This is a genomic window from Coprobacter fastidiosus (assembly GCF_030296935.1).
GTDB lineage: Bacteria > Bacteroidota > Bacteroidia > Bacteroidales > Coprobacteraceae > Coprobacter > Coprobacter fastidiosus.
In genome coordinates this window covers 2,732,578-2,757,786 of sequence record NZ_AP028032.1, presented here as the reverse complement: position 1 = coordinate 2,757,786, position 25,209 = coordinate 2,732,578, and the positions used below count along the sequence as shown (strand labels likewise).

19 protein-coding genes are annotated in these 25,209 nt (G+C 40.5%); 11 read left to right on the top strand and 8 right to left on the bottom strand.

What is annotated here, in order from left to right:
- Positions 1–33: 33 nt before the first annotated feature.
- Together QUE35_RS10950 and QUE35_RS10945 are read left to right on the top strand one after the other, a co-directional pair.
- The gene (locus tag QUE35_RS10950; RefSeq protein ID WP_147404894.1) at positions 34–600 is read left to right on the top strand and encodes a hypothetical protein; all 567 of its coding nucleotides are present in this window, start codon (positions 34–36) and stop codon (positions 598–600) included.
- Positions 593–2,959: a hypothetical protein gene (locus QUE35_RS10945; RefSeq protein WP_022600876.1), complete on the top strand. Its 2,367-nt coding sequence runs from the start codon at positions 593–595 to the stop codon at positions 2,957–2,959. Before QUE35_RS10950 ends, QUE35_RS10945 begins: the two co-directional genes overlap by 8 nt.
- Positions 2,960–3,036: 77 nt before the next feature.
- Here the strand turns inward: QUE35_RS10945 and QUE35_RS13760 are convergent, their stop codons facing one another.
- The 7 genes from QUE35_RS13760 to QUE35_RS10915 form a co-directional block, all read right to left on the bottom strand.
- Positions 3,037–4,011: an SEC-C metal-binding domain-containing protein gene (locus tag QUE35_RS13760; protein ID WP_433996958.1), complete on the bottom strand. Its 975-nt coding sequence runs from the start codon at positions 4,009–4,011 to the stop codon at positions 3,037–3,039.
- Positions 3,962–6,334, bottom strand: a complete 2,373-nt coding sequence (gene secA, locus QUE35_RS10940) for a preprotein translocase subunit SecA (protein ID WP_433996957.1) — start codon at positions 6,332–6,334, stop codon at positions 3,962–3,964. The genes QUE35_RS13760 and secA overlap by 50 nt, the downstream gene beginning before the upstream one ends.
- A gap of 197 nt (positions 6,335–6,531) precedes the next feature.
- A complete protein-coding gene (locus QUE35_RS10935; protein WP_009319053.1) occupies positions 6,532–8,112 on the bottom strand; it encodes an alkaline phosphatase family protein in 1,581 nt (526 codons plus the stop codon).
- On the bottom strand, positions 8,109–9,323 hold the full coding sequence (locus QUE35_RS10930) for a lipoprotein N-acyltransferase Lnb domain-containing protein (RefSeq protein ID WP_022600879.1): 1,215 nt from the start codon (positions 9,321–9,323) through the stop codon (positions 8,109–8,111). Before QUE35_RS10930 ends, QUE35_RS10935 begins: the two co-directional genes overlap by 4 nt.
- A gap of 111 nt (positions 9,324–9,434) precedes the next feature.
- The gene (locus tag QUE35_RS10925; protein WP_022600880.1) at positions 9,435–10,658 is read right to left on the bottom strand and encodes a mechanosensitive ion channel family protein; all 1,224 of its coding nucleotides are present in this window, start codon (positions 10,656–10,658) and stop codon (positions 9,435–9,437) included.
- Between the two features lie 845 nt (positions 10,659–11,503).
- Entirely contained in the window at positions 11,504–12,769 is a 1,266-nt protein-coding gene (locus QUE35_RS10920) for a DEAD/DEAH box helicase (protein ID WP_031258453.1), read from the bottom strand.
- A gap of 123 nt (positions 12,770–12,892) precedes the next feature.
- Positions 12,893–14,218, bottom strand: a complete 1,326-nt coding sequence (locus QUE35_RS10915) for an MATE family efflux transporter (RefSeq protein WP_022600882.1) — start codon at positions 14,216–14,218, stop codon at positions 12,893–12,895.
- Positions 14,219–14,396: 178 nt separating this feature from the next.
- Here QUE35_RS10915 and QUE35_RS10910 point away from each other — a divergent pair, with 178 nt between their 5' ends.
- The 7 genes from QUE35_RS10910 (at position 14,397) to QUE35_RS10880 (ending at position 21,122) form a co-directional block, all read left to right on the top strand.
- A complete protein-coding gene (locus QUE35_RS10910) occupies positions 14,397–15,740 on the top strand; it encodes a glucose-6-phosphate isomerase (protein WP_009319058.1) in 1,344 nt (447 codons plus the stop codon).
- Between the two features lie 211 nt (positions 15,741–15,951).
- On the top strand, positions 15,952–16,263 hold the full coding sequence (gene rplU / locus QUE35_RS10905; RefSeq protein WP_009319059.1) for a 50S ribosomal protein L21: 312 nt from the start codon (positions 15,952–15,954) through the stop codon (positions 16,261–16,263).
- A 20-nt stretch (positions 16,264–16,283) separates the two neighbouring features.
- Complete coding sequence (rpmA, locus tag QUE35_RS10900; RefSeq protein WP_009319060.1) at positions 16,284–16,541, top strand: 50S ribosomal protein L27; 258 nt, start codon at positions 16,284–16,286, stop codon at positions 16,539–16,541.
- A 105-nt stretch (positions 16,542–16,646) separates the two neighbouring features.
- Positions 16,647–17,126 (top strand): low molecular weight protein-tyrosine-phosphatase, encoded by a 480-nt coding sequence (locus tag QUE35_RS10895; RefSeq protein ID WP_009319061.1) that lies wholly within the window; start codon positions 16,647–16,649, stop codon positions 17,124–17,126.
- A gap of 172 nt (positions 17,127–17,298) precedes the next feature.
- On the top strand, positions 17,299–17,994 hold the full coding sequence (locus QUE35_RS10890) for a DUF4919 domain-containing protein (protein WP_009319062.1): 696 nt from the start codon (positions 17,299–17,301) through the stop codon (positions 17,992–17,994).
- Positions 17,995–18,384: 390 nt separating this feature from the next.
- The gene (gene lysS, locus QUE35_RS10885) at positions 18,385–20,112 is read left to right on the top strand and encodes a lysine--tRNA ligase (protein ID WP_031258456.1); all 1,728 of its coding nucleotides are present in this window, start codon (positions 18,385–18,387) and stop codon (positions 20,110–20,112) included.
- A gap of 14 nt (positions 20,113–20,126) precedes the next feature.
- Positions 20,127–21,122 carry an NAD(P)H-dependent glycerol-3-phosphate dehydrogenase gene (locus QUE35_RS10880; RefSeq protein WP_022600884.1) on the top strand — a complete coding sequence of 332 codons (996 nt, stop codon included), beginning with the start codon at positions 20,127–20,129 and terminating at the stop codon, positions 21,120–21,122.
- Positions 21,123–21,476: 354 nt separating this feature from the next.
- On the opposite strand, the gene QUE35_RS10875 is transcribed toward QUE35_RS10880, so the two are convergent.
- Positions 21,477–22,025: an FKBP-type peptidyl-prolyl cis-trans isomerase gene (locus QUE35_RS10875; protein ID WP_009319066.1), complete on the bottom strand. Its 549-nt coding sequence runs from the start codon at positions 22,023–22,025 to the stop codon at positions 21,477–21,479.
- Between the two features lie 325 nt (positions 22,026–22,350).
- Here QUE35_RS10875 and QUE35_RS10870 point away from each other — a divergent pair, with 325 nt between their 5' ends.
- Positions 22,351–23,631: a pseudouridine synthase gene (locus QUE35_RS10870; RefSeq protein WP_009319067.1), complete on the top strand. Its 1,281-nt coding sequence runs from the start codon at positions 22,351–22,353 to the stop codon at positions 23,629–23,631.
- Between the two features lie 84 nt (positions 23,632–23,715).
- Entirely contained in the window at positions 23,716–25,122 is a 1,407-nt protein-coding gene (gene asnS, locus QUE35_RS10865) for an asparagine--tRNA ligase (protein ID WP_009319068.1), read from the top strand.
- Positions 25,123–25,209: the final 87 nt, after the last annotated feature.

Genomic DNA, 25,209 nt, shown 5'->3' with positions numbered 1-25,209 from the left:
TCATTTATCGGAAACGGATCAAAAGATATGATAATGGAAAATAAGACAACCGAACTACAAAATAAAAAAAATACGGCAGCGATTTTCTCCGACATCAAGCAACAGGTAGAAGATGGGAAAGGCTTTCTCTCGGTATGTCTGGAAAATCGAAAACAAAAAAAGAGATCTGCCGCCCGCAAGTCGATTGATGATCTGGAATATGCGTTGAAACTTTTAGGACAAAAACCGACAAAAGAAGAATACGGAAAAAAAGAAAGGAGTTTTTACTGGAAAAAACTCACCCGGTTATTTGAACCGGAATCCGAAATTATAGATAAACAAAACGTCCGATGCAGAAAAAAACAAGAGTTGCGGAAAAATTTTCTCGAACTAACAGAGAGGATTCCGGTCATCCCGAATACTCATGCCAAACTGCCTGCAAAAGGATTAAACACAAAAGAATTTCCAGAGGTATGGCAAGATAATGCAGAAAATACCGATAAACAAAAATTCTTGCTTTTCAACTATCTGACAGCTCAAGGTATTTCTCCCGAAGAAGCCCGAGTACAAATAGAAAACTTATTATTCGAAAACACTCAAAACAATACTCTCAATGAATAAAAACAATAGATGGGATTATATCGATCCTCAATTACAAAATATGTATAAACGTCAATTCGCCCGGACAATAGATAACGGTCAAAGCACAACAACTCAACCATTTATGCAAAAACAACCGGAATATATCGATTCCGATTTAATAAAGCAGACAATGGCCGGCAACCCTCTGACCGGTCAGGAATGGAGAACTCCCATTCCTGCACAAAAGCTGTATCCGACCATACCCTACCCGTCCATTCCCGATACCCCATATAACCGAAAGATTTTGTCTTCTTTATTCAATAACGATCCTGAAGGAAAACCTTTGACAAGCTTTAAAGACGGACTGGCCCAATACGGGAAACGGTTAGCAAACGATTTTTCCTACAATATCGGAAAATTAAAAAGCTGGTGGAACAATGAAGACGAAATGCAAGCTGCATACCGAAACGTACAAAAAAATTTCGGCAGTTTATCTTCTGTAAACAATGAAGATTTATTAAAAGAAATCGAGCGGAACAAACAAGAAATTTCTGAAAAAAACATCCGAAAACCCGACAAAAAATTCGATTGGAATAATAACGAGCTTTATGATCCGGAAACCGGAGCTGTCAATGAACAAGAGTACATGAATACAAAAGCCCGATACATCGATGCTTTAAAAAATATCATGGAGATGAAATCGGAAGGATTATCCCCCCGGCAAATAGAAAAAGCAGTGAATGATTACATCATCAACGGAGGTGAAGGAAAAAAACAAATGAGCAAAGCTCTGGAACAAAATGACAGTTTCAAAGAAACCGAAGGCTGGGCAAAAGTTGCCGAAACGGGTGCAGGAATAGCTCAGCAAGCCCTACCCATAGCCGCAGGACTGGTCTTTCCACCGGCAGGAGTCGCTTTGGGTGCAGCCAATGTCGGTAGTTTAGCAGCACAAAGTCACGCTCAGGCACAGATGGATATAGACCGGTATGAAAAGGAAAACGGCGAAAAAGTACCGGATTGGAAACGTGCCGCTTATGTGGGTTCTTATACAGGAGCAGACCTCCTCATAGAAGGTCTCATGCAGGGCAGATATCTAAACAAACTCTCCGCTCCTTTGAAAGAATCGATGCGAAAAGGCGTTATGTCTCAAATGATGAAAAATCCGCAGGCATCCAAAGAGTTAACCGACTTGCTAAAAAATTACAAACATATCGACCTGAAAAAACTGGCGGCAGAAATCGGTTCGGATGCCACTATGGAGGGATTGAGCGAAGCCGGCACTTCTGTTGCTCAAGACATGGCAGCACGCATTTATCTGGATAGAGAAAATTACCCGGCATTAAATGAAATTCTTCAAAACGCAACCCGATCCGGCATAGAAGGAGGAGTCTTCGGAGGGGCATTAGGCGGAATAAGCCATACCGGAGGAAAAGCGGTGCAACATCTTCGGAGAAAAAATGATGGAAAAGTGACAATACTCAATACCAAATACGGAGAGCCGATGGAGGTAATCGGGCAAACCGAAAACGGACTGTATAAAGTCATTACACCGGAAGGAAAAGAAGAACTCATATTTCCTGATTTCGCAGAAGGCATATATTCTATTCCTTATGAAGATTATAATCGGATTACCCGCAGCAGTGCGGACGAATACGAAAAAATGCTATCCGCGACAGAACAGAATAAAAATCTGAAAAAGGAAGATTCCGGATTCAACATTTCGATCGTCAACCCTGACAATCCGTGGTTGAACAAATACGATACGCAATTTCAAAGAGACAGACGCCGACAGGAAGCCGAAAAAATAAGCAAGGAACTTGGCATTGATGCTCAAATATTTGACCGACAATCGGAACTTCCTCTCGACGTACAGCAAAAACTGCCGGCTAAAGACGTCCTACCGGGTTATTTTTCTCCCGAGAATGATCAGGTGAACGTTATATTAGACAATATCCGTTCTGAAGCTGAACTAAAAAAGACACTAATGCGTGAAGCTGTCGCCAAAAAAGGAATACGTGCTTTATATGGAGAACATACCGATAGTTTTCTGGATCAGGTATTCCGGTCAATGCCTTCAGAAGTCAGGGAAACTTACCAAAAAAACAACAGATCAAATCGTAAAGCTGCTGAAGAATACCTGTCCGATATGGCAGAAAAGGGGATCGATAATCCCGGACTATGGAACAACATCCGGTCATATACCCGACAAATAATAAGGGATAAATTAGGACAGGACTTCGATTTTGACGATAACGAATTGCAATATATCTTATGGAAAGCCCGCAACCGTATCACAAACAAAGATACAATGAAAGAGATGCTGAAAAAAAACAATAAAGAACGACAAATCCGAGAATCGATGTTCCCGACTCACTACCCGCCTAAAAACAAAAAATAACCGCAACCTTCATAATGACAAACGGGAAAGATTGTAAATCACCTTTCCCGTTTTGTCATTTATATTAAAGCAATAGCTTATGCTTCTTTCCCGTGGCAGTTCTTATATTTCTTACCGCTTCCGCAAGGACAAGGGTCATTACGTCCTACCTTAGGCCCGACTTTGATCGGTTCGGGTCTTTGCGGGGCTTGCTGTGCAGAAGCTGCCGAGGAACTGCCTCCCACCTGATCTTTTTGTGTACGGTATTTGCTGTAATCCTGACGCACTTCAGGAGCAGCTTCACGCACCTGTTCCGGCTCTCGTACAGGAATCTGGCCTCTCATCAGAATAGCTACTGTTTTTCGGTTGATCGTATCGATCATATCTTTAAACATACCGAAAGACTCCAATTTGAAGATCAATAACGGATCTTTTTGCTCATAACTTGCGTTCTGTACCGATTGACGCAATTGATCGAGATCGCGCAAATGTTCTTTCCATGCCTCATCTATCGTATATAACAATATGGCTTTCTGGAATGCTTTATTGATTGCTTTCGACTCCGATTCGTATGCCTCTTTCAAATTACAAGAAATATTATACATTCGTTTTCCGTCTGTAATCGGTATCATTATATTCTCATACCGGTCACCCTGATTTTCATAAACCTGCTTAATCACCGGATTGGCAACAGCCACCATATTATCCGTTTTACGCTTGAACGCAGCGATGACCGCATCATACAGCATATCTACCAATCGCTCGTTCTTTTCACTTCGCATTGCCGTTTTATCGAAAGGTATTTCAATGGCAAACGTCTTGAACACATCCTCTTTAAGCGCATCGTAATCCGAATTTTGAGAATGAGATTCGATCATAGCCTGTACGGCATCATACATCATATTCACAATATCGATGCCGATACGTTCTCCTAAAAGAGCATGATGACGTTTGGTATATATTACCTCACGTTGTGCATTCATCACATCATCATATTCCAATAAACGCTTACGAATACCGAAGTTATTCTCTTCTACCTTCCGCTGAGCACGTTCGATTGATTTGGAAATCATGTTCATGTTCGATCATCTCTCCTTCTTCAAAGCCCAAACGGTCCATAACTTTAGCAATACGTTCTGAACTGAACAGACGCATCAAATTATCTTCGAGAGATACATAAAATACCGAAGATCCCGGATCACCCTGACGTCCGGCACGACCTCTCAACTGACGGTCCACACGACGAGACTCATGACGTTCAGTACCGATAATGGCCAACCCACCGGCAGCACGAACCTCAGGAGAAAGCTTGATATCAGTACCTCGACCGGCCATATTGGTAGCAATAGTCACCGTTCCGCTCTGACCTGCCTGAGCAACAATATCCGCTTCTTTCTGATGTAACTTGGCATTCAATACGTTGTGTTTGATCTTACGCATGGTAAGCATCTTACTGAGCAATTCTGAAATTTCAACAGAAGTCGTACCCACAAGTACCGGACGGCCAGCCTCGACCAATTTTTGTATTTCATCGATTACCGCCGTATATTTTTCCCGTTTGGTCTTATACACCCGGTCGTTCATATCGATACGGGCAACAGGTTTGTTTGTAGGAATCGTAACGACATCAAGTTTATAAATATCCCAGAACTCCCCTGCCTCGGTCTCGGCAGTACCGGTCATTCCCGCCAACTTATGATACATACGGAAATAATTCTGTAAAGTAATCGTTGCAAAAGTCTGTGTCGCAGCCTCGACTTTGACATGCTCTTTCGCTTCGATAGCCTGATGCAATCCGTCCGAATAACGACGGCCTTCCATAATACGTCCGGTCTGCTCGTCGACGATTTTTACTTTATTATCGATAACGACATATTCATCGTCCCTTTCAAACAAGGCATAAGCCTTTAAAAGCTGGTTCACGGTATGCACCCGTTCTGCCTTGATCGCATAATCCTGCATCAGGGTATCTTTCTTCGCCTGTTTTTCCTCATCGGACAGTCCCATATTTTCCAGCTCGGAGAGTTGAGCACCGATATCGGGCAATACGAAGAATTGCGGATCATCGGAATTTCCGGTAATCATGTCCAGACCCTTATCGGTCAGCTCCACACTGTTATTTTTTTCATCGATTACGAAAAGCAGCGGGTCGGTAACAATCGGCATATTACGGTTGTTTTCCTGCATATAATACTCTTCTGTCTCGAGCATCAACGCTTTTACACCGGGTTCACTGAGATATTTAATCAATGCAGAGTTCTTAGGAAGCCCCTTAAACGACCTGTATAACAACAAAGCACCCTCTTTACGCACCTCCTTATCGCTCGAAGCTATTTTAGTACGAGCTTCAGCAAGCAGCTTGGTCGTATAAGCCCTCTGTGCTTTATACAAAGCTTCTACTTTCGGACAAAACTCCTCGAAAAGTTGATCATCACCTTTCGGTACAGGACCTGAAATAATCAACGGCGTACGGGCATCATCTATCAATACGGAGTCCACCTCATCGACAATCGCATAGTTATGTTTACGCTGTACAAGATCCTCGGGAGATGTCGACATATTATCACGCAGATAATCGAAACCGAACTCATTATTAGTTCCGAAAGTAATATCCGCATTATACGCTTTGCGTCGTTCTTCAGAATTGGGCTGGTGCTTGTCGATACAATCGACAGACAAACCATGAAACATATATAACGGGCCCATCCATTCCGAGTCACGTTTGGCAAGATAATCATTCACGGTTACCACATGCACGCCATTCCCGGTAAGAGCATTCAAAAATACAGGCAAAGTCGCGACAAGAGTTTTTCCTTCACCTGTCGCCATTTCGGCAATTTTGCCCTTGTGCAAAACGACACCGCCGAACAACTGGACATCATAATGAATCATGTCCCATGTCACCTCATTGCCTCCGGCTACCCAGTGATTCTGATAGATGGCTTTATCTCCTTCGATATGTACAAAATCATGAGTCAATGCCAATTCCCGGTCAAACGGTGTAGCAGTCACGGTGATCGTTTCATTTTGAGCAAAACGACGGGCAGTATCTTTTACTACCGCAAATACCTCGGGCAATACCTCATCAAGAACTTTCTCATATTTTTCAAGAATCGTTTTCTCGATCTTGTCTATTTCTTCCCAAATGGCTTCACGTTTTTCGTAATCTTGTTCTTCTACCGAAGCTCTTAACTCCGCGATACGGTTTTTCTCAGGAGCGACAGCGTCCTGCACCCGTTTTTTAACATCATCGATACGGGCTCTCAGCTCATCTTCGCTTAGCTTTTCGATAGCCGGATATGCCTCTTTGACCTTGTTTACATAGGGGAGTATCTCTTTTAAATCACGTTGCGATTTATTTCCGAAGAGACTTTTTAAAAAATCATTAAATCCCATAGATTATATATTATTTTATTTTTTGCTGAATGAATAAAAACATTTCTCAAGAAAATACTTGGAGAACGGTTACAAATGTAATGTAAATAACCCGAAAACAAAAAGTCCGGAAAAGATTCGATAAATTCAATATCGGAACAATTCAGAATTTCACATGGATTCTATCCGATTTATTTCACCGAAACGACTTTCTCATTTTACCGGATTTCGGGAAGCGCCGGTTGAGATGCGGCATTCGGAGAACGTATCCGCAAAATACGTGAAACCGTAGGTGCGATCATTGTAACCCGAACAGGCCGGGCGATATGCTGAGGTTTTATGTCTTTACCAAAGAAAATAAGTGGAGCTGGAATCGCATTCTCCCGAACATATTCACGTGGATTATCCGTATTTTCATATACGATTTCCCAACCGGGCTGAACCTCGAGAAGAAGATCTCCGGATAATTTACGATGATACCCCCGACGAATAGCATCGATCCGGTTATTCCAATTTCCGTGCAACATCTGGAACGATGTCGTCACATCCTGTATCCCTGTCATTTGAACAAGAAATTCAGCAGCTTTGAGCTGAACATCTTTCAAACTCATTTCTTTATCCGAAATCAGTTTCCGATTCAAAAATATCTGACGGTCATGATAACCGAGTACCCATTTCTCCTGTCCGTAAACCGCCATCAAATACATATTGAGTAAAGAGGTAGCCCGCTCAGGATAAAACTCTCCTGCAGGAATTTCATATATCCCCACCTCTTTCGCCTCTCCGTTAAAATATCCGGTAGAGGTCAGGAAAATCACCGTATTCTTCAATCCGACATTCTTGTCGATCATCTCCAACAAACGAGCGATTTCCTGATCAAGGCGCAAATAAGTATCTTGAATTTCAAGACTATACTCCTGAATGCTTTTTCCTTGGTAATTGGCAGCAGAATACCCGATATTCAACATATCGGGATACATTTGTTTCCCCAACTCGCCTTTAGTAAGAAAAGCCTCCACGACCCGGTTTACCTCTTCATTCACCAAACCGCTGGTCTTAAAGTAATCGTATTTCTTATGCTTTCCTTTATCGAATATATGCTTAAACATATAGTCGCTACTCAGATAAGACAAGCCTGTATAATCCGTTGCCGAACGCAATGGTTGCCAGACAATCGTATCTATACGGCGGTCGAGTCCCGATTCTATATTATATTGGTCGATATAAGCCGGAATATCTTTGTAATGCGTAGAAGATGCCCATTTCCCGTTGTCATTATCAATCCAGAATACGGCGTTTGCAGCATGTCCTCCGCTCAGTATCGCCTGTTCGAAAGTCGGTGCGACGGAAAAAACACGAGAGACACCTTCTGTCGCGATTTTCAACTCATCACAAATCGTCGAGGTCAACAAATTCTTAGGAGAAACCGTTTCATTCGTATAATTTCCCATTTTAGCAGGATCATACAAGATAGATTCCACCCTATCCTCCCCAACATTATATAATGTATTGGCCACAATTCCATTATAAGCCGGGTACGTTCCCGTATAAATAGATGCCGTTGCAGAAGAACGATCGATATTCGGGAAATCGAATGTAACTTGATCATATAGCAAGCCCTCGTCCATCAAACGCTTGAAGCCTTTATCCCCGAACACATGCCGCATCATCTGCAAATAATCGGTACGCAACTGATCTATAGTAATACCGACAACCAACTTAGGCACATCGGCCGGAACCTGAGCCCCCAAAGGCGCGGTCATCAATACTAAAATCAAGGATGCTATAACTTTATTCATTTTTCTATAATTTCTTTTTCTGCAATCTTTTCCTTCCTGCGATTCACCCATATATAGGTCACAGACCTAACGGCCAATACCAACACTAAAGGCAAGAATGCAATATTCATCTGTTGAGGCAACCAATACCAACTTGCCAATAAACAGAAAAGCACCGCAAAGTTAATAAAATGATAATAACAGACGACCTTTTTCATAGATTTTACCCAAATGATTGCAGGTAATATCAATAAAAAAGGATTAGCCCAGAATCCCGAATAATTCGGATAGGTAGCCGGATGGGTAGATATAAACATCAAGAAGAACAATAGACACCCTACCAACCCGTAGATCGAAAACAAAACCGTATCTACAATACGGTAATGACGACGTTTTATAATTTCTACGACAGAAATTATAACTACCACCGACAACAGCAAAGATGCAGCAAATAAAGGAGATATACCGGTCGGTCGAACAGTTGCAGACGTCATACGCATAGTATCTGCGGCGAGCAATAAAACCGGCTCTCCGGACAAATAGCGCACCGAGTCGCCTTTTACGACACGGGCATCTTCAAATGCACCCATAAGCACATCCGGAAGAAACATCTGTTCTTCATAACTAATCGTCCGGTCGAGGGGTGCTCCCAAAGCCAGATCTATTCCGAAAGTAAGCCACGGATAATTATGCGTGCAATCGTGAATCATCTCACGGAATGTCACTTTTTCGTCCGGATCTTTATACTGTATCTGCCCCGATAAATTTTCCGTTATCACATTACGAGGACGAGTGGCGCAATTATCATACAGAAAGTTATACCGATATATACGATTATCGGGCATATTATTAATAATCAAAGCCTGAAATACGCGCTTACTCTCTTCTGCCGTCAGCTCTAAAGGAAGTTCTGAAACTTTACTTCCCCGTACAGCATAGTTATAGACAAAATCCCTGAAATCGGCAAGCCCTATACTATAATCGGTCTCTCCTTTAGTAAAACGATAGATAAAATGCGGGGTATTGAAACTGAACACGCCATAATGAAAAACGACATCTACATTTCGTGATACATCTTGCACACGCAATCCCGTATGCCCGAACAGCTCATATACTTGAGATCCCGGAGAACAGGTTATCAAACTGATTTTTAAGGAATCGTTTACGGAAGAATATCCTGTTGCCAGCGAACATAAAAAAAATAAAAATGCGAGTATCTTCTTAATATCCATAATCTTAACCCGACAAGTAATACAATACTGTCTTCAACGGGTAAAAATACGACATTTTCACGAGACGACTTCTCCCGTGTTTATTTTTTATATTTTATTAGAACAGAACTTTCATCTGCTTGACAAAAAACGAAAATCAGCGCCGGAAGGACTCTGAAATACTCTTAAGTCGAACTCTGGTAGAACAGCCATAATATGATCCAAAACATCCGCCTGCAATGCTTCGTACAACGGCCATTCTTTTCTTTTTGTGAAAAAATAGATCTCCAAAGGCATTCCTTTATCCGTTGCTTCAAGATAACGGACAAGAATCGTCAGGTCCTCATTGCACTCGGGTAATGCCCGGATATAACGATCGAGGTAAGCCCGGAACAGTCCGATATTGGTCAAACGGCTCTGAGGCGAAAGTTCTTTTTTATAATCGACACATTCGCGAACACCGTCTAAACAACAAAAACGCTCTAACATTTCGGGAGTACAAAATTTCACACTGTTCATGTCGATATGTACCGCACGCTTTATGCGACGCCCTCCCGACTCCTCCATTCCTCTCCAGTTCTGAAAAGAATCACTCACCAATGCATACGGAGGAACGGTAACGATCGTATTATCGAAATTTCTGATTTTTACAGTATTTAAAGTGACCTCGATCACTCTTCCGTTCGCCCCATGTTTCGGAACGGTAATCCAGTCTCCGGGGCGCAACATATCATTTGCAGACAACTGTATTCCCGAAACGAATCCCATGATCGTATCTTTAAACACTAACATAAGAATTGCGGCAGAAGCCCCTAACCCGGCGAATAAAGATAACGGTGATTTGTCTATGATTATACTGATAATAAATATTGTACCGACAAAAAACAATAAAACCTGTAAAGTTTGGAACAGGCCTTTTACAGGTCGGTCTCGCAGTTTTTCCTTCCGGTTGGTCAACTCAAGCAGAATATTAAGAAATGAATTGAAAAAACGCAGAACGACCGCAATGATATAAACAATACAAAGTTTCAGTACCCATGATAAAGCGACCGGTTGCTCGGGAAAAGCCAGAGGTATTAAAAAATAAATCATTACGGCCGGCACGGTCAATGCAAGTTTATTGAGCAATTTCCGGTCAAACAGCATATCGTCCCACTCAGCTTTCGTACTTTTCACAATCCGATGCACCACACTATTTATAAAATAGCGACAGATATAATCGGCAATTACTGCCAACAATAAAATCGCAACGAGTATGATAACCCGGGAAAAAAACAAAGAACGAGCTGGGCTTAACGACGTATTATCAAACCAGCCCGATATCCAATACAATATATTTTCTGCTTCTAACAACATTCCACATTTATTTGCAACGAAACAAAAATAAGAAATTTATCGAAAACAGAAACTGCCGGCCTAATCTTTTATATAACATTCTTCATATCAAAAAAAAAACGGGAAACCGCATCTTGGCAGTACTCCCGTCTTCACAATTTCGTATTCATTACTTTTTCGACAAAAAAGTAAGCAGTATTATTCCTAATACTGCGGCACACACCCAACCAATTGGACCGAAAAATAACAAAATGATAAATAAAATTCCAACAAGACAACCTTTCATATTTTTTACGTGTATTTAAAGATGAATAATGTAATAGCACACCTCTATCATTTGAACACGCAAAAAGCGTGGACTTACTTTGTCTGACTAAGAGGTACGACCAAGCACCCAACAACCATGACAGAAGTAATGCCCACGCCATAGACGCAGGCACTAACTAATGTTTTTCGAGGTTGTTTTTGAAATTTGGTCGTTTTCTTAGTCCTCAAAACAATAGCTAATGCTATCAATATTTTAACTTTGCAAAGATAATTACTTTAAAAGAAACAACAATTATAAATAAGAACAATTATAAAAATCCATCAATTGGTTAATTCTAATAATAGACATCTTATATACATTATATTCATCAATAAGCTGAAAGAAATACAAAGATATTCTGATTAAATTTTATAATCGAAATACTTAAAGTTGGCTCTTTCGTATTTAAAAATCACTAATCTTAAATATAAGATCTATTCTTACCGTGTTAGAGGAAAACTCCTGAAAAAACCGATCAAGATCATTAAAAATATTTTTTTATGAAGACTGATTTGCCATCGTCAATCTAAAATTCTACTTCGATTAAATATTACCTAATTTACGCCCGCACATCTGAACGACTTCCAAGACTATTCTGAAAACGATTATTCCGGTAACTTTTCCTATCCTCACGTCTTACGGTTCTCTTCAATTCTTCCTTCTCCGAAAAAACGGGTACAGGTCTTACAACACCTGCATTAAAAGGATGTTCTTTAATCTCGACGATATGTTTGCCGGTCAATTTTTCTATGTCCCTCAGATAGACCTTTTCCTCAGAGTCGCAAAACGAAAATGCAGCGCCACTGCGTCCGGCACGTCCCGTACGGCCGATACGGTGAACATAAGTTTCGGGAATATTCGGTAAATCATAATTTATAACATGAGAAAGATGATCAATATCTATCCCCCGAGCCGCTATATCCGTAGCAATTAAGACCCGGGTAATATGATCCCGAAAATTATTCATGGCTTTTACCCTCGCATTCTGAGATTTATTTCCATGAATAGCCTCCGCTTTAACTCCCGATCTACCCAATATTCGGGCAACCTTATCCGCCCCGTGCTTTGTCCGAGTAAAAACCAAAACCGATTCGATATTCTTATCTTGTAAAAGATGAAGCAGTAATTTACTTTTATCAGCCTTCTCCACGCTATAAACATGCTGCTCAATTACATCAACGGTAGATGAAGCAGGCGTTACCTCGATCATCTCCGGATGATTCAATATCTGTCGTGATAATTTTTCGATTTCGGCAGGCATCGTAGCCGAAAAAAACAGAGATTGTCTCTTACGAGGCAACAACGGCAATATTTTCTTTATATCATGAATAAATCCCATATCCAACATACGGTCGGCCTCATCGAGAACAAAGAAACGTATCGTCTGTAAATCGATAATCTTCTGATTTACCAGATCGAGCAAGCGTCCGGGTGTGGCAACCAATATATCGACACCTTTCCGTAAAGCCTCTACTTGAGATTTCTGCGATACGCCACCGAAAATAACAGTATGTTTCAATCGGGTATGACGACTATAAGCATTTATATTGTCTCCGATCTGAGCCGCCAATTCCCGAGTAGGGGTTAATATCAATGCCCGGACAGACTTCCGTCCGTTTCCTCCGGCTTCCGCTAAGAGATTCTGTATTATGGGAATCGAAAATGCTGCGGTCTTACCTGTTCCGGTCTGCGCACAACCTAATAAATCTTTACCATCTAAAACACAAGGAATTGCTTTTGCCTGAATCGGCGTCGGGGTAATATACCCCTCATCTTGAAGAGCTCTAAGAACAGGCTCTGTCAATTTCAAATTTTCAAATATCATTAAATAATCGTTAGTAATCCCGATGTATTCCGGAATCACATTTCAAATGTACGCCTTTATATCGGACTTTCTATCATCGCCCGACATATAAAATGCTTTATTAACAGTTCGGACATTATTTTATCATAATCGTTTTTCACGCCAATCGGACTTTTTCAAATACAAAAAAGAGAACAACAGCATAAAAACGGCATATACATGATCCGAAGTCCAACATACCGCAACATCGGCTTTAAGCCCGATAGCGACATACAATACATAAGCGACATATATAGACAATGCCGCAAGATCGAGCATAAATGCCTGACGAGTATTTCCCGTACCGGAAACAATCGTAAACCAAATCATAGCAGGAACAAAAAACAAATAAGAAGACAACATTACCCACAAAGATGGTACGGCATTCTCTATCAAACCTGTATTATCGGTATAAATACGCAATACCTCCGAAGGGAATAAAGCGATAAGCAACAATATCGGCAAACAACAGAAAAAACACATTCGGGTTATCCTCATTCCTAAACGGGGAACTGCACTTTGCTCCGACGCTCCCATAAGATTACTCGTCAGCGATCCTGCCGTCGAGGAGAATGCATTGACTACGATAAAAAGTAAAGAAGAAACACTCCTGACTATATTCGTGACCGCAAGAGAACGCTCTCCCAAGTGCTCGACCGAAACAAAAAACAAAAACCATGTGCTCATAGACAAGAAAGTCTGCAACATCGTCCAGATAGAGGTCGAAAGTATCCTCCCCAGCATCTTCGGATGAAATTTGATATTGAAAGAAAAACCGTACTTCTTCCAATCGATCTTAATCCAAGTATATAAAATATAGAATAAAGCAGACACCGCTTCGGCAGTACTGGAAGCTATGGCCGCTCCGGCGATACCCAACTGGGGGAATCCGAATTTACCGAAAATCAACACATAATTCAAAATAATATTTGTCAATACCATAACAACGGAATTGATCGTCAGAATACGGGTATAAGTAATTCCGACATAAAACGCCCTGAATAAAACAGCGATAAAAGAAAAGAAAAAACCGTAAATACGCCAGTTCATATAACTGACCGTTGCTTCATATACAAGATCAGATTGTATTATCGAACGTAAAAATATCGGAGAATAGAGCTTCGAAATCACAAACACACCCCCTGCCAACAGCATAAGGAACATCGCCCCTTGCAAAAAAATTCCCCCGATATCGGAATAACGCTTCTCCCCGTTACGACGGGCAATTATAATCTGCACTCCGATACTGAAGCCGAATCCCAACATGAAAATCGCCAAATAATAAACTCCGGCCAATGCAGAAGCTCCCAGCTCTACCTCTCCGACACGTCCCAAATATGCCGTATCGGTAAGTCCGATTAAATGTTCCATCAGCAAACTGATGAGAATGGGATAGGCCATTTGCCAAATTTGTCTGTTGGTAAAACGCATACGCTTATTATTATGCAAAAGATAAAAGATTGATCATTTTTATTCAGACGGCAAAGATAACACATACATCCGTTCTCACTACCCGAAGTATATATAAAAAAGAATTTTAGCCTTTATAATTGCATTATTTCGATTATAATTTATACATTTGAGAATTAATTAATTCTTGTTAGCCCGTATGGAAACTATTAACTTAAACATTGAAAAAGCCCTTGGTAAAGGTGCAAAAGAGCAACTTCTTTCTGCCGCTCCAAAAGCAGAAGATGCTATAAAGACATTACATAAAGGAAACGGAAAAGGAAATGATTTCCTCGGATGGCTGCATCTGCCCTCCTCGATCAGTGAAACAGAATTATCGGATATCGAAGCCGCGGCCAAACAATTGAAAGACCGATGCGAGATTGTTGTTGCAATCGGTATAGGAGGTAGTTATTTAGGAGCTAAAGCCGTGTTAGAAGCGCTGTCGAACACATTCATACAAATGCAAACCAAGCAAAGTGCTCCTTTAGTCTTGTTTGCCGGACAAAATATCGGAGAAGATTATCTGTACGAACTACAACATATTTTGCAAAATCGTCAATTCGGATTAATCAATATTTCAAAATCCGGAACAACGACCGAACCGGCATTAGCTTTCCGGCTGTTGAAAAAACAATTGGAAGATCAAGTCGGCAAAAACGAAGCTAAAAACCGCATCATCGCCATAACCGATGCATCCAAAGGTGCTTTACGAAAATTGGCGGATAAAGAAGGATATAAGACATTCATAATTCCGGATAATGTAGGCGGACGTTTTTCGGTACTCACTCCGGTAGGGCTGTTACCTATCGCCGTAGCCGGATATGATATTCGCCAATTGGTAAAAGGCGCAGTTGCAATGGAAAATAAATGCGGGGAAAATGTACCGTTTACAGAAAATCCGGCAGCCGTTTATGCTGCAACCCGCAACATATTATACAAAGCCGGAAAAAAAATAGAAATACTCGTCAACTTCAATCCCAAGCTGCACTTCTTTGCAGAATGGTGGAAACAGCTATACGGAGAAAGCGAAGGTAAAGATCATCTAGGGATTTACCCGGCATCGGTAGATTTTACCACCGATCTGCACTCTATGGGGCAATGGATACAAGACGGAGAACGCACGATTTTCGAAACGGTTCTTTCCGTAAAAAAGATGAAATATAAAGTCGAAATTCCTGCCGATGAAGAAAACTTAGACGGACTGAACTTTCTTGCCGGCAAACGAGTAGACGAAGTGAACAAAATGGCCGAACTCGGAACTCAAATCGCCCATGTCGATGGAGGTGTCCCCAATTTGAAAATAGAAATTCCGGAGATCACCGAATATTACCTGGGACAACTGATTTACTTCTTTGAAAAAGCCTGCGGCATCAGCGGTTATATATTGGGAGTAAATCCCTTTGACCAACCCGGAGTAGAAGCATATAAGAAAAACATGTTCGCTCTACTCGGAAAACCGGGATATGAAGCAGAAACAAAAGCCATAAAAGCAAAACTCTGATTTATAAATCCATTGCCCGAACAAGAAAAAGTTCTAAGAATCTATCTTGTTCGGGATGAAATAAAAATACTGTTCCGAATTTTGAATAGAAAGATTTGGAAATACAAAAAATAAGCATTAATTTTGCACCCTCATTCCGTGCTGGGTATAAATAAGCGGTGATAAAAATCACCCACCCACTGGAGGTAACCTGAATAATAAATTATATCAGATGTACGCAATTGTTGACATTCAAGGACAACAATTTAAGGCCGAAGCAGGCAAAAAATTGTATGTTCATCGTCTCGCAGCCGAACAAGGCGCTTCTGTCGAATTTGACAAAGTATTGTTACTCGACAACGACGGAACGGTAAAAGTTGGCGCTCCTACCGTAGAGGGCGCAAAAGTTGTATGCGAAGTACTTTCTCACCTGAAAGGAGAACGCATAATCGTTTTCAAGAAAAAAAGAAGAAAAGGATATCGCAAACGCAACGGACACCGTCAATGCTTTACACAAGTGTTAATTAAAGAAATTGTTGCTTAACTTATTAAATTCTAAGAAAAATGGCTCACAAGAAAGGTGTCGGTAGTTCGAAGAACGGTCGTGAATCGGAAAGTAAGCGACTGGGTATTAAAGTATTTGGCGGACAGTTTGCAAAAGCAGGAAACATTATCGTACGCCAAAGAGGTACAGTTCACCATCCGGGTGAAAACGTAGGTATGGGTAAAGACCACACATTGTTTGCATTAGTGGACGGTATGGTAGTATTCCGCAGAAAAAAAGATAATCGTTCTTACATTTCTGTAGAACCCAAAAACTAATCAGTTCGATTTGTACGAGGCTATTATACCTCGATTACAATAAGAGACTTACATGACACGCATGCGAAAATCGCATGCGTGTCGCTTTTAATACAAACATCAACGATGGAAAAAAAATACAAAATATTGTTTGTTTGTCTCGGCAACATTTGCAGATCCCCGGCTGCCGAAGGAATATTGCAGAAGCTATTGCAAAAAGCAAAACTGTCTGAGAATATCGAAGTAGATTCTGCAGGAACGTACGGAGGTCATGCCGGAGAACTGCCGGACAGCCGAATGCGTGCCCATGCCGCCCGCCGAGGATATAAGCTGACTCACCGATCAAGACAAATAAAATGGGATGATTTTGAAAAATTCGATTTAATTCTCGGCATGGACGATACAAATATCAGCAATCTACAACGATTAGCCCCCGATCCGGAATCGCTTGCAAAAATACGGAGAACTACCGATTTTTGCAGAAAATTACCATACGATCATATCCCCGACCCCTACTATTCGGGAAGCGACGGGTTTGAACTCGTACTGGACATTTTGGAAGATGCTTGTAACGGACTGATAGAAGAACTGAAAAACCGTAAATAATATCATCTGGCAGTACTAAAATTCAGAAGTTCTTTCTCCTGCTATACAAAATAGCAGAGATCTGCAAATAGCCTCTAAAAAAGGTAAAAATATACAGTCTTTACATTGAAATTTATCTGTCAAAGAGAGATTTTTACCTATCTTTGTTGAGATAGCAAAATCCAATCAGGCAATGAAAAATAGACTCATTATATTTCTCCTTTCTTTATTTCTGTTCATTCCGTCCATAAAAGCGGAAGACAAAGATTTCAAAATTCCGAATTTAAAAGAAATACATAAAAACATCCGTAACTACAATTCCCACCTCTATTACCCTTATTTGATAAAACGCTTTCTGAACAACGACACGACATTTACACTGAAAGAGTTAAGACATCTATATTTAGGATACAGTTTTCAAGAGGGTTATAATCCTTATCGAGTAAACAAACACCCTGAAGAGATCATGAAATTATACTCTCAACCGACACACACAGCAGCAGAATGCGACACAATCATCGATTACGCAATCCGGTTGTTGGATAATTTTCCGTTCGACCTAAGACAGATGCATCTATTGGCGTATGCATACAAGACTAAAGGTGATAAGGAAAAAGCCCAAATATGGACTACAAAAATGCGACAACTTCTCGAAGCTATCCGTTCTACCGGAGATGGGAAATCTCCGGAAACAGCATGGTATGTAATCAATTCGACGCATGAATATGACATTATCAACAGCATCGGATATAAAGCTGACAAATATGTCTTCGTTGAACCTAACTACGACTTTATCGAAGTAAGCGAAAATCCTGATAAAACAGAAGGATTCTATTTCAATGTAAGCCGTATGTTGAAAGAATATGAACGAAAATACAAAGAGAATTAAACTTCTGTCTAAAATTTGCCCGAATAAAGATTGAGAACAATCCACAAGAGAATGGTCGGTTTCTATCTTGATAGGAGAACCTGCCGATACCGTCAACATCGTTATTGACCGGCAGAAAACATAAGAATGACCGGATAATATTTTTCTATTTAAGATTCAGATAGGCCTTAAGAAGTTATAATAAGTCTTTCCTTTCAAACAAACAACACAGCTTTTTTTTAGGAAGAAACACTTTTGTAATAAATTAGACATAATCATACACAGGTTTCGCATAAAGTTTTGTATTTTTGCAAAATCCGTATAATGCACAAAAAGATGTGCAGTGAAAATGGTATGTCCTTTAGAACGATGGATATATGTTACGGCAATGAAACGATAAATTTACGACACATGAACTTACTTGATTTAAGCGAACAAGAAATCATAAGACGAGGGAGTCTTGAAGAAATGCGGAAAATGGGAATAGATCCCTATCCTGCTGCCGAATATAAAGTCAATGCTTACACAACCGAAATAAAATCTTCTTTTAAAGATGAAGATGCTCCCCGGCAAGTATCTGTTGCGGGACGTATCATGAGCCGCCGTATCATGGGAAAAGCATCGTTCATAGAATTAAAAGATTCTACGGGACGTATACAAGTTTACATATCCCGGGATGATCTCTGTCCGGGAGAAGACAAAGAGTTGTATAATACGGTTTTCAAAAAACTTCTGGATATAGGAGACTTTATCGGAATTAAAGGTTTTGTATTCCGCACTCAAATGGGTGAAATAACCGTTCACGCTCAAGAACTTACCGTTTTATCAAAATCTTTACGTCCGTTACCGATCGTCAAAATGAAAGACGGCGTAGCATACGATGCTTTCGAAGATCCTGAACTCCGTTACCGTCAACGGTATGTAGATCTTGTTGTCAATGAAGGGGTAAAAGATATCTTCATCAAACGAAACAAGATATACAATTCTATGCGTGAGTATTTCAATGCGCAAGGATACATGGAGGTAGAAACGCCCATTCTTCAATCGATTCCGGGAGGAGCTTCCGCACGTCCGTTTATAACGCATCATAATGCGCTCGATATACCGTTATATTTGCGTATTGCCGATGAATTATATCTGAAACGTCTTATCGTAGGAGGATTTGAGGGAGTATATGAATTTTCAAAGAACTTCCGTAACGAAGGGATGGACCGTACTCACAATCCGGAATTCACATGCATGGAAATATATGTTTCATACAAAGATTACCAATGGATGATGAATTTCACCGAACAGATGCTCGAAAAAATATGTTTGGATGTAAACGGAACGACCGAAGTCAAAGTAGGTGAAAACATAATCAGTTTTAAAGCTCCTTTTAAACGCGTAACGATGATCGATGCCATCAAGGAATTTACAGGTATCGACATTACCGGAATGAACGAAGATCAACTACGGGAAGTTTGCAAAAAGATAGGTGTCGAGGTGGACGAGACAATGGGTAAGGGAAAACTTATCGATGAAATATTCGGAGAAAAATGTGAAGGGAACTATATTCAACCGACTTTTATCACAGATTATCCTATCGAAATGTCCCCTCTTTGTAAACGTCATCGTAACAATCCTGAATTGACAGAACGTTTCGAGCTCATGGTAAACGGAAAAGAACTGTGTAATGCTTATTCGGAATTAAACGATCCGATAGATCAACGATTCCGTTTTGAAGAGCAATTACGGCTCTCTGAAAAAGGCGATGACGAAGCGATGTTTATCGACAACGACTTTATCCGTGCTCTTGAATACGGAATGCCTCCTACATCCGGCATGGGGATAGGAATGGACCGTCTGGTAATGCTTATGACCGGACAATCGACCATACAAGAAGTATTGTTATTCCCACAAATGCGTCCTGAAAAGACTCAGAAAAAAGATGCAGAAAGCAAATACACTGCAATCGGGATACCGTCAGAGTGGGTAGCTCCAATACAAAAAGCCGGATATTTAACCGTTGACGCCTTGACCGAAGCAAACCCGAATAAACTGCATCAGGAAATTTGCGGAATCAATAAAAAATACAAACTTGAATTGACCAATCCTTCAGTAGATGATGTAAAGGCTTGGGTAGAAGCAGCTAAATAAAAAAAGCAAAAAAAATGAATCTACCGGGAAAAATAGCTATCATAGGGGGAGGTACATGGGCTACGGCCATCGCTAAGCTTATCCTCAACAATACCGATTCTATAAATTGGTATATGCGGAGAAAAGATCGTATCGATGATTTTAAACGTCTGGGGCATAATCCGGCTTACCTGTCGAGTGTCAAATTCGATATAAGTCGTATTCATTTCAGCAATAATCTGAATATGACGATCAGAAATTCGGATACGCTGATTTTCGTTACGCCGTCTCCTTATCTAAAACAACACCTGAAGAAATTAAAGACTCCGCTATATAATAAATTTATTGTTTCTGCGATCAAAGGTATCGTTCCCGACGAAAATATGATCGTCACGGATTATCTGAAAAAGATATACAATGTACCTGCGGAAAATCTGGCTGTAATCGGAGGACCTTGTCATGCCGAAGAAGTTGCCTTAGAAAGGCTGTCCTATTTGACTATCGGATGCGCCGACACAGAACGGGCAAAGATTGTCGCAAACATGTTAAACGGCAATTTCTTGAAAACAAGCATCTCTCAAGATGTCGAAGGAATCGAATACGGTTCGGTACTGAAAAATGTATATGCCATTGCTGCAGGAATTTGTTACGGATTAAAATACGGTGATAATTTTCAGGCAGTATTAATTTCAAATGCCATTCAAGAATTAAATCGTTTTGTCAATGCCGTGAATCCGATAGACAGAAACATCTGTGAATCGGTTTATCTCGGAGACCTGCTTGTAACGGCTTATTCCCGATTCAGCAGAAATCACACATTCGGCACGATGATAGGCAAAGGGTATTCTGTAAAAACAGCACAAATCGAAATGGAAATGGTGGCAGAAGGCTATTACGGCACTAAATGTATTAAAGAAGTAAATGAAAAATACAATGTCGAGATGCCTATACTCGATGCTGTATATAATATCCTTTACAATAAAAAATCATCTTTTACCGAGATACGGCAACTCACCGAAACATTCAGATAAAAATAGAACGGGAAATGAGAAACTAACAAATCTATCATTTCCCGTTTTTTTGATCCTTTTCCGAACAAAAGAATCAAAAATACACACAAAACAACTTTAATAACAATATCTATCAAAAAACATTCAGAGTCTAAATTTTCCGATAAGATAATCATCATCAAGTCACCGTTGCGTTTTTTTCAGTCTATTACATTGTCGGTATTCTCCTCTCGACATGGAGTACTATTCTTGTGGATTTCTCTAAAACTTGGTCTGTGTAAAATTTAAACCGACACTAAACGATTCAACAAACGGTAAAAAAAAGAACTCTGAAAAATCAGAGTTCCTTTTTCTCAATAAACCGAGAATAATATCTTAATGACAACACCCGCCGCCGCAATCGTTGTGATGCTCGTCACCACAATTGCAACCGCCACCGCAGCCGCCACAAGACGGATGCAATTCTTCAGGTGTAGCCGGGCGCACCGTTACAATTTCACCTACAAAATGCAAATCTTCTCCTGCTAACGGATGATTAAAATCCATAACCACGACATTTTCCTTAACTTCGAGGACAGAACCATTCAGTCGGTTTCCGCTGGCATCCATCATCGGAACTGTATTTCCCGGAAAAATCATCTCCTCATCAAACTTGCCGTCAACGATGAACATATCTTTATTCAATTCAAGGACATGTTCCTCATCTCTCTCTCCGTAAGCATCATTACAAGGTATTACAAATTCAAATTTATCTCCGGCTTTCAGACCTTTCAGTTTTGCCTCGAAAGAAGGTAACATCTGATCAGCACCGAAAACAAAACGAAGAGGAAGCTCTTTAGTTGCCCGTTCCATAAGTTCATTTTCAGCTCCGACAAAAAGATCGTAAGTTGCCTCAACAAACTGTCCGGGTTTAATAATTTCCATAACCTATTTCTTTTATATTATTATTTCGATTCATAAACATATAACTTTGCAAAGTTAGGAAAAGGTTTCTATTTATTCTTTCGTGTTTCTCTTTTTTAGATCACTTTTTCAGATTATTAATAGCACGCTACGTTCTCAAAAGTATTTTTTTGCAAAGAACCGAAATTTACACGTTAAGAAATGCAGAAAAACGGCTGATTATTACCATAATTAAAAAAACATTTGCATCTTTGCAAAGAAATAATTATCTTTCAAATTAAATAAACATTTGGAGGTAGGCCGAGAGGCTCACTCTTTATATTAATTACAATTCAAAAGATTCCCTATGGAAAGAGAAAACAAACCAAGGCGACCTCGTATTGGAGAGAGTAAAAGTGTCGCCGGCCGTGACGGTAGTGTAGAAAGATACGAAAAAGTAGATTATTCTCGAAGAACCGAAAACACGTTCGATCCGGAAAGAAGACCCCGGATCAATAATGGCGAAAGAAATTATAATCGCCCTTCTTACGGAGAAAACAACAAGAGACCTTATAACGGCAACAGGCAATCATCCGGTTATAACCGAACCAACAATTATGGGGATGCGGGAAACCGTTCCTATAACAATGATCGCCCGTACAATAAACCGTATAATAACAGGCCTTATAATAACGACCGTCCCCGTTACAACAGTGAAAACAACGACCGCCCCTATCGTCCGGCAAATCGTCCGGCATACGGGAACAATTCCAATAACGGGAACAGGCCTTATAATAACCGTAACAACGGCTCATACAATAATAACAGAAACGGTAACAGACCATATAATAACAACAGACCGCAACGTCGAGACGACTATTCTCAACAACGCAAACGGATCATCTATGAAGAAATAAACGTAGATCCGAACGAACCTATACGTTTAAATAAATATATGGCCAATGCCGGAGTATGTTCTCGTCGTGAAGCTGATGAATTCATACAGCAAGGTCTCGTAAAAGTAAACGGAGTCGTCATGAACGAACTCGGGACTAAAATTACCCGTAGCGACGTCGTTACTTTCCAAGATAAAGTTGTGACTTTGGAACATAAAATATATGTCTTACTGAATAAACCGAAAGATTGCGTGACGACATCAGACGATCCTCAAGGCCGTCTGACCGTAATGGATATTGTCCGAAACGCATGTACAGAACGTATCTATCCGGTAGGTAGATTAGACCGGAATACCACAGGAGTCCTATTATTGACAAATGACGGAGATTTGGCATCAAAACTGACTCACCCGAAATTTATCAAGAAAAAAATCTATCACGTGTGGACAGATAAAGATGTTTCGGAAGAAGACATGCAACGGATTGCAGATGGCATTGAATTAGAAGACGGACCTATTCACGCCGATGCTGTCAGCTATGCAACCGATACGGATAAGAATCAGGTCGGAATCGAAATTCACTCCGGACGAAACCGTATCGTCCGCCGTATTTTCGAAGCTTTAGGATACCGAGTGACAAAACTCGACCGGGTTTATTTCGCCGGACTGACTAAGAAAAACTTACCCAGAGGACGCTGGCGTTATCTTACTCAACAAGAAGTCACCATGCTTCAAATGGGTTCGTTCGAATAAAACGAATATAAAATCAAAAAATAAATCTGCACGAATATCGGAAATTTCCGACATTCGTGTTCAGGCATAAAACAAGAAGGACAAATGGAAACAATCAGCAGAACCAAAATCGCAGATCTGTTCAAAAATAAACCTTTCGGAACTCAAGTTAACGTAAAAGGATGGGTTCGTACTCGTCGCGGGAACAAACAAGTCGGGTTCATCGCTTTAAATGACGGATCGACAATTAAAAATATGCAGATAGTCATCGACCTGCAAAAATTCGATGAAGAACTCTTAAAACCGATTACAACCGGTGCTTGTATCAATGTAAACGGACTATTGGTCGAATCGCAGGGAAAAGGCCAAGATGCAGAAATACAAGCAGAAGAAATAGAAATATACGGAACTGCCGATCCGTTGACCTATCCGTTACAAAAGAAAGGTCATTCCATGGAGTTTTTACGAGAAATAGCACATCTGCGTCCTCGTACAAATACGTTCGGAGCTGTATTTCGGATGCGACACCACATGGCAATGGCAATACATACATTTTTCCATGAAAGAGGTTTTTACTATTTTCATACTCCGATCATTACCGCTTCCGACTGTGAAGGAGCAGGACAGATGTTTCAGGTGACTACCATGAATCTGTATGATTTGAAAAAGGATGAAAACGGATCGATTATTTATGATAATGACTTTTTCGGTAAACAGGCGAGCCTGACCGTTTCAGGTCAACTTGAAGCCGAATTAGCAGCGATGGCGATGGGAGCCGTTTATACATTCGGTCCTACATTCCGGGCAGAAAACTCCAATACTCCCCGTCATCTCGCAGAATTTTGGATGATCGAGCCGGAAGTTGCATTTATCGAAATTGCAGAAAATATGCAATTGGCAGAAGACTTCATAAAATATTGCGTTCGCTGGGCCTTAGACAACTGTAAAGACGATCTGCAATTCCTTAACGACATGTTCGACAAAGGACTTATCGAACGGCTGCAATCGGTTCTTAAAGATGAATTCGTACGACTGTCTTATACCGAAGGTGTCAAGATATTGGAAGATGCGGTCGCTAAAGGTCACAAATTCGAATTTCCGATATATTGGGGGGCAGACCTCGCATCCGAACATGAACGGTATTTGGTAGAAGAACACTTCAAACGTCCGGTCATCCTCACCGATTATCCGAAAGAAATAAAATCATTCTATATGAAACAGAATGATGACGGAAAAACGGTCCGCGCCATGGATGTCCTATTCCCTAAAATAGGAGAAATCATAGGAGGTTCGCAACGTGAAGAAAATTATGACAAACTTTATACTCGTGCTAAAGAAATGGGTGTTCCGGAAAAAGATATTTGGTGGTATCTCGATACACGACGCTTCGGGACTGCCCCGCATTCCGGTTTCGGTTTAGGATTTGAACGACTTTTATTGTTCGTTACCGGAATGACAAATATTCGAGATGTCATTCCGTTCCCAAGAACTCCGAAAAATGCAGAATTTTAAATATTCCTATAAAATAAAGACTTCCCGAAAAATTGAATTTTTCGGGAAGTCTTTATTTTATACCTATTTTATAGCCTTAATCTATTC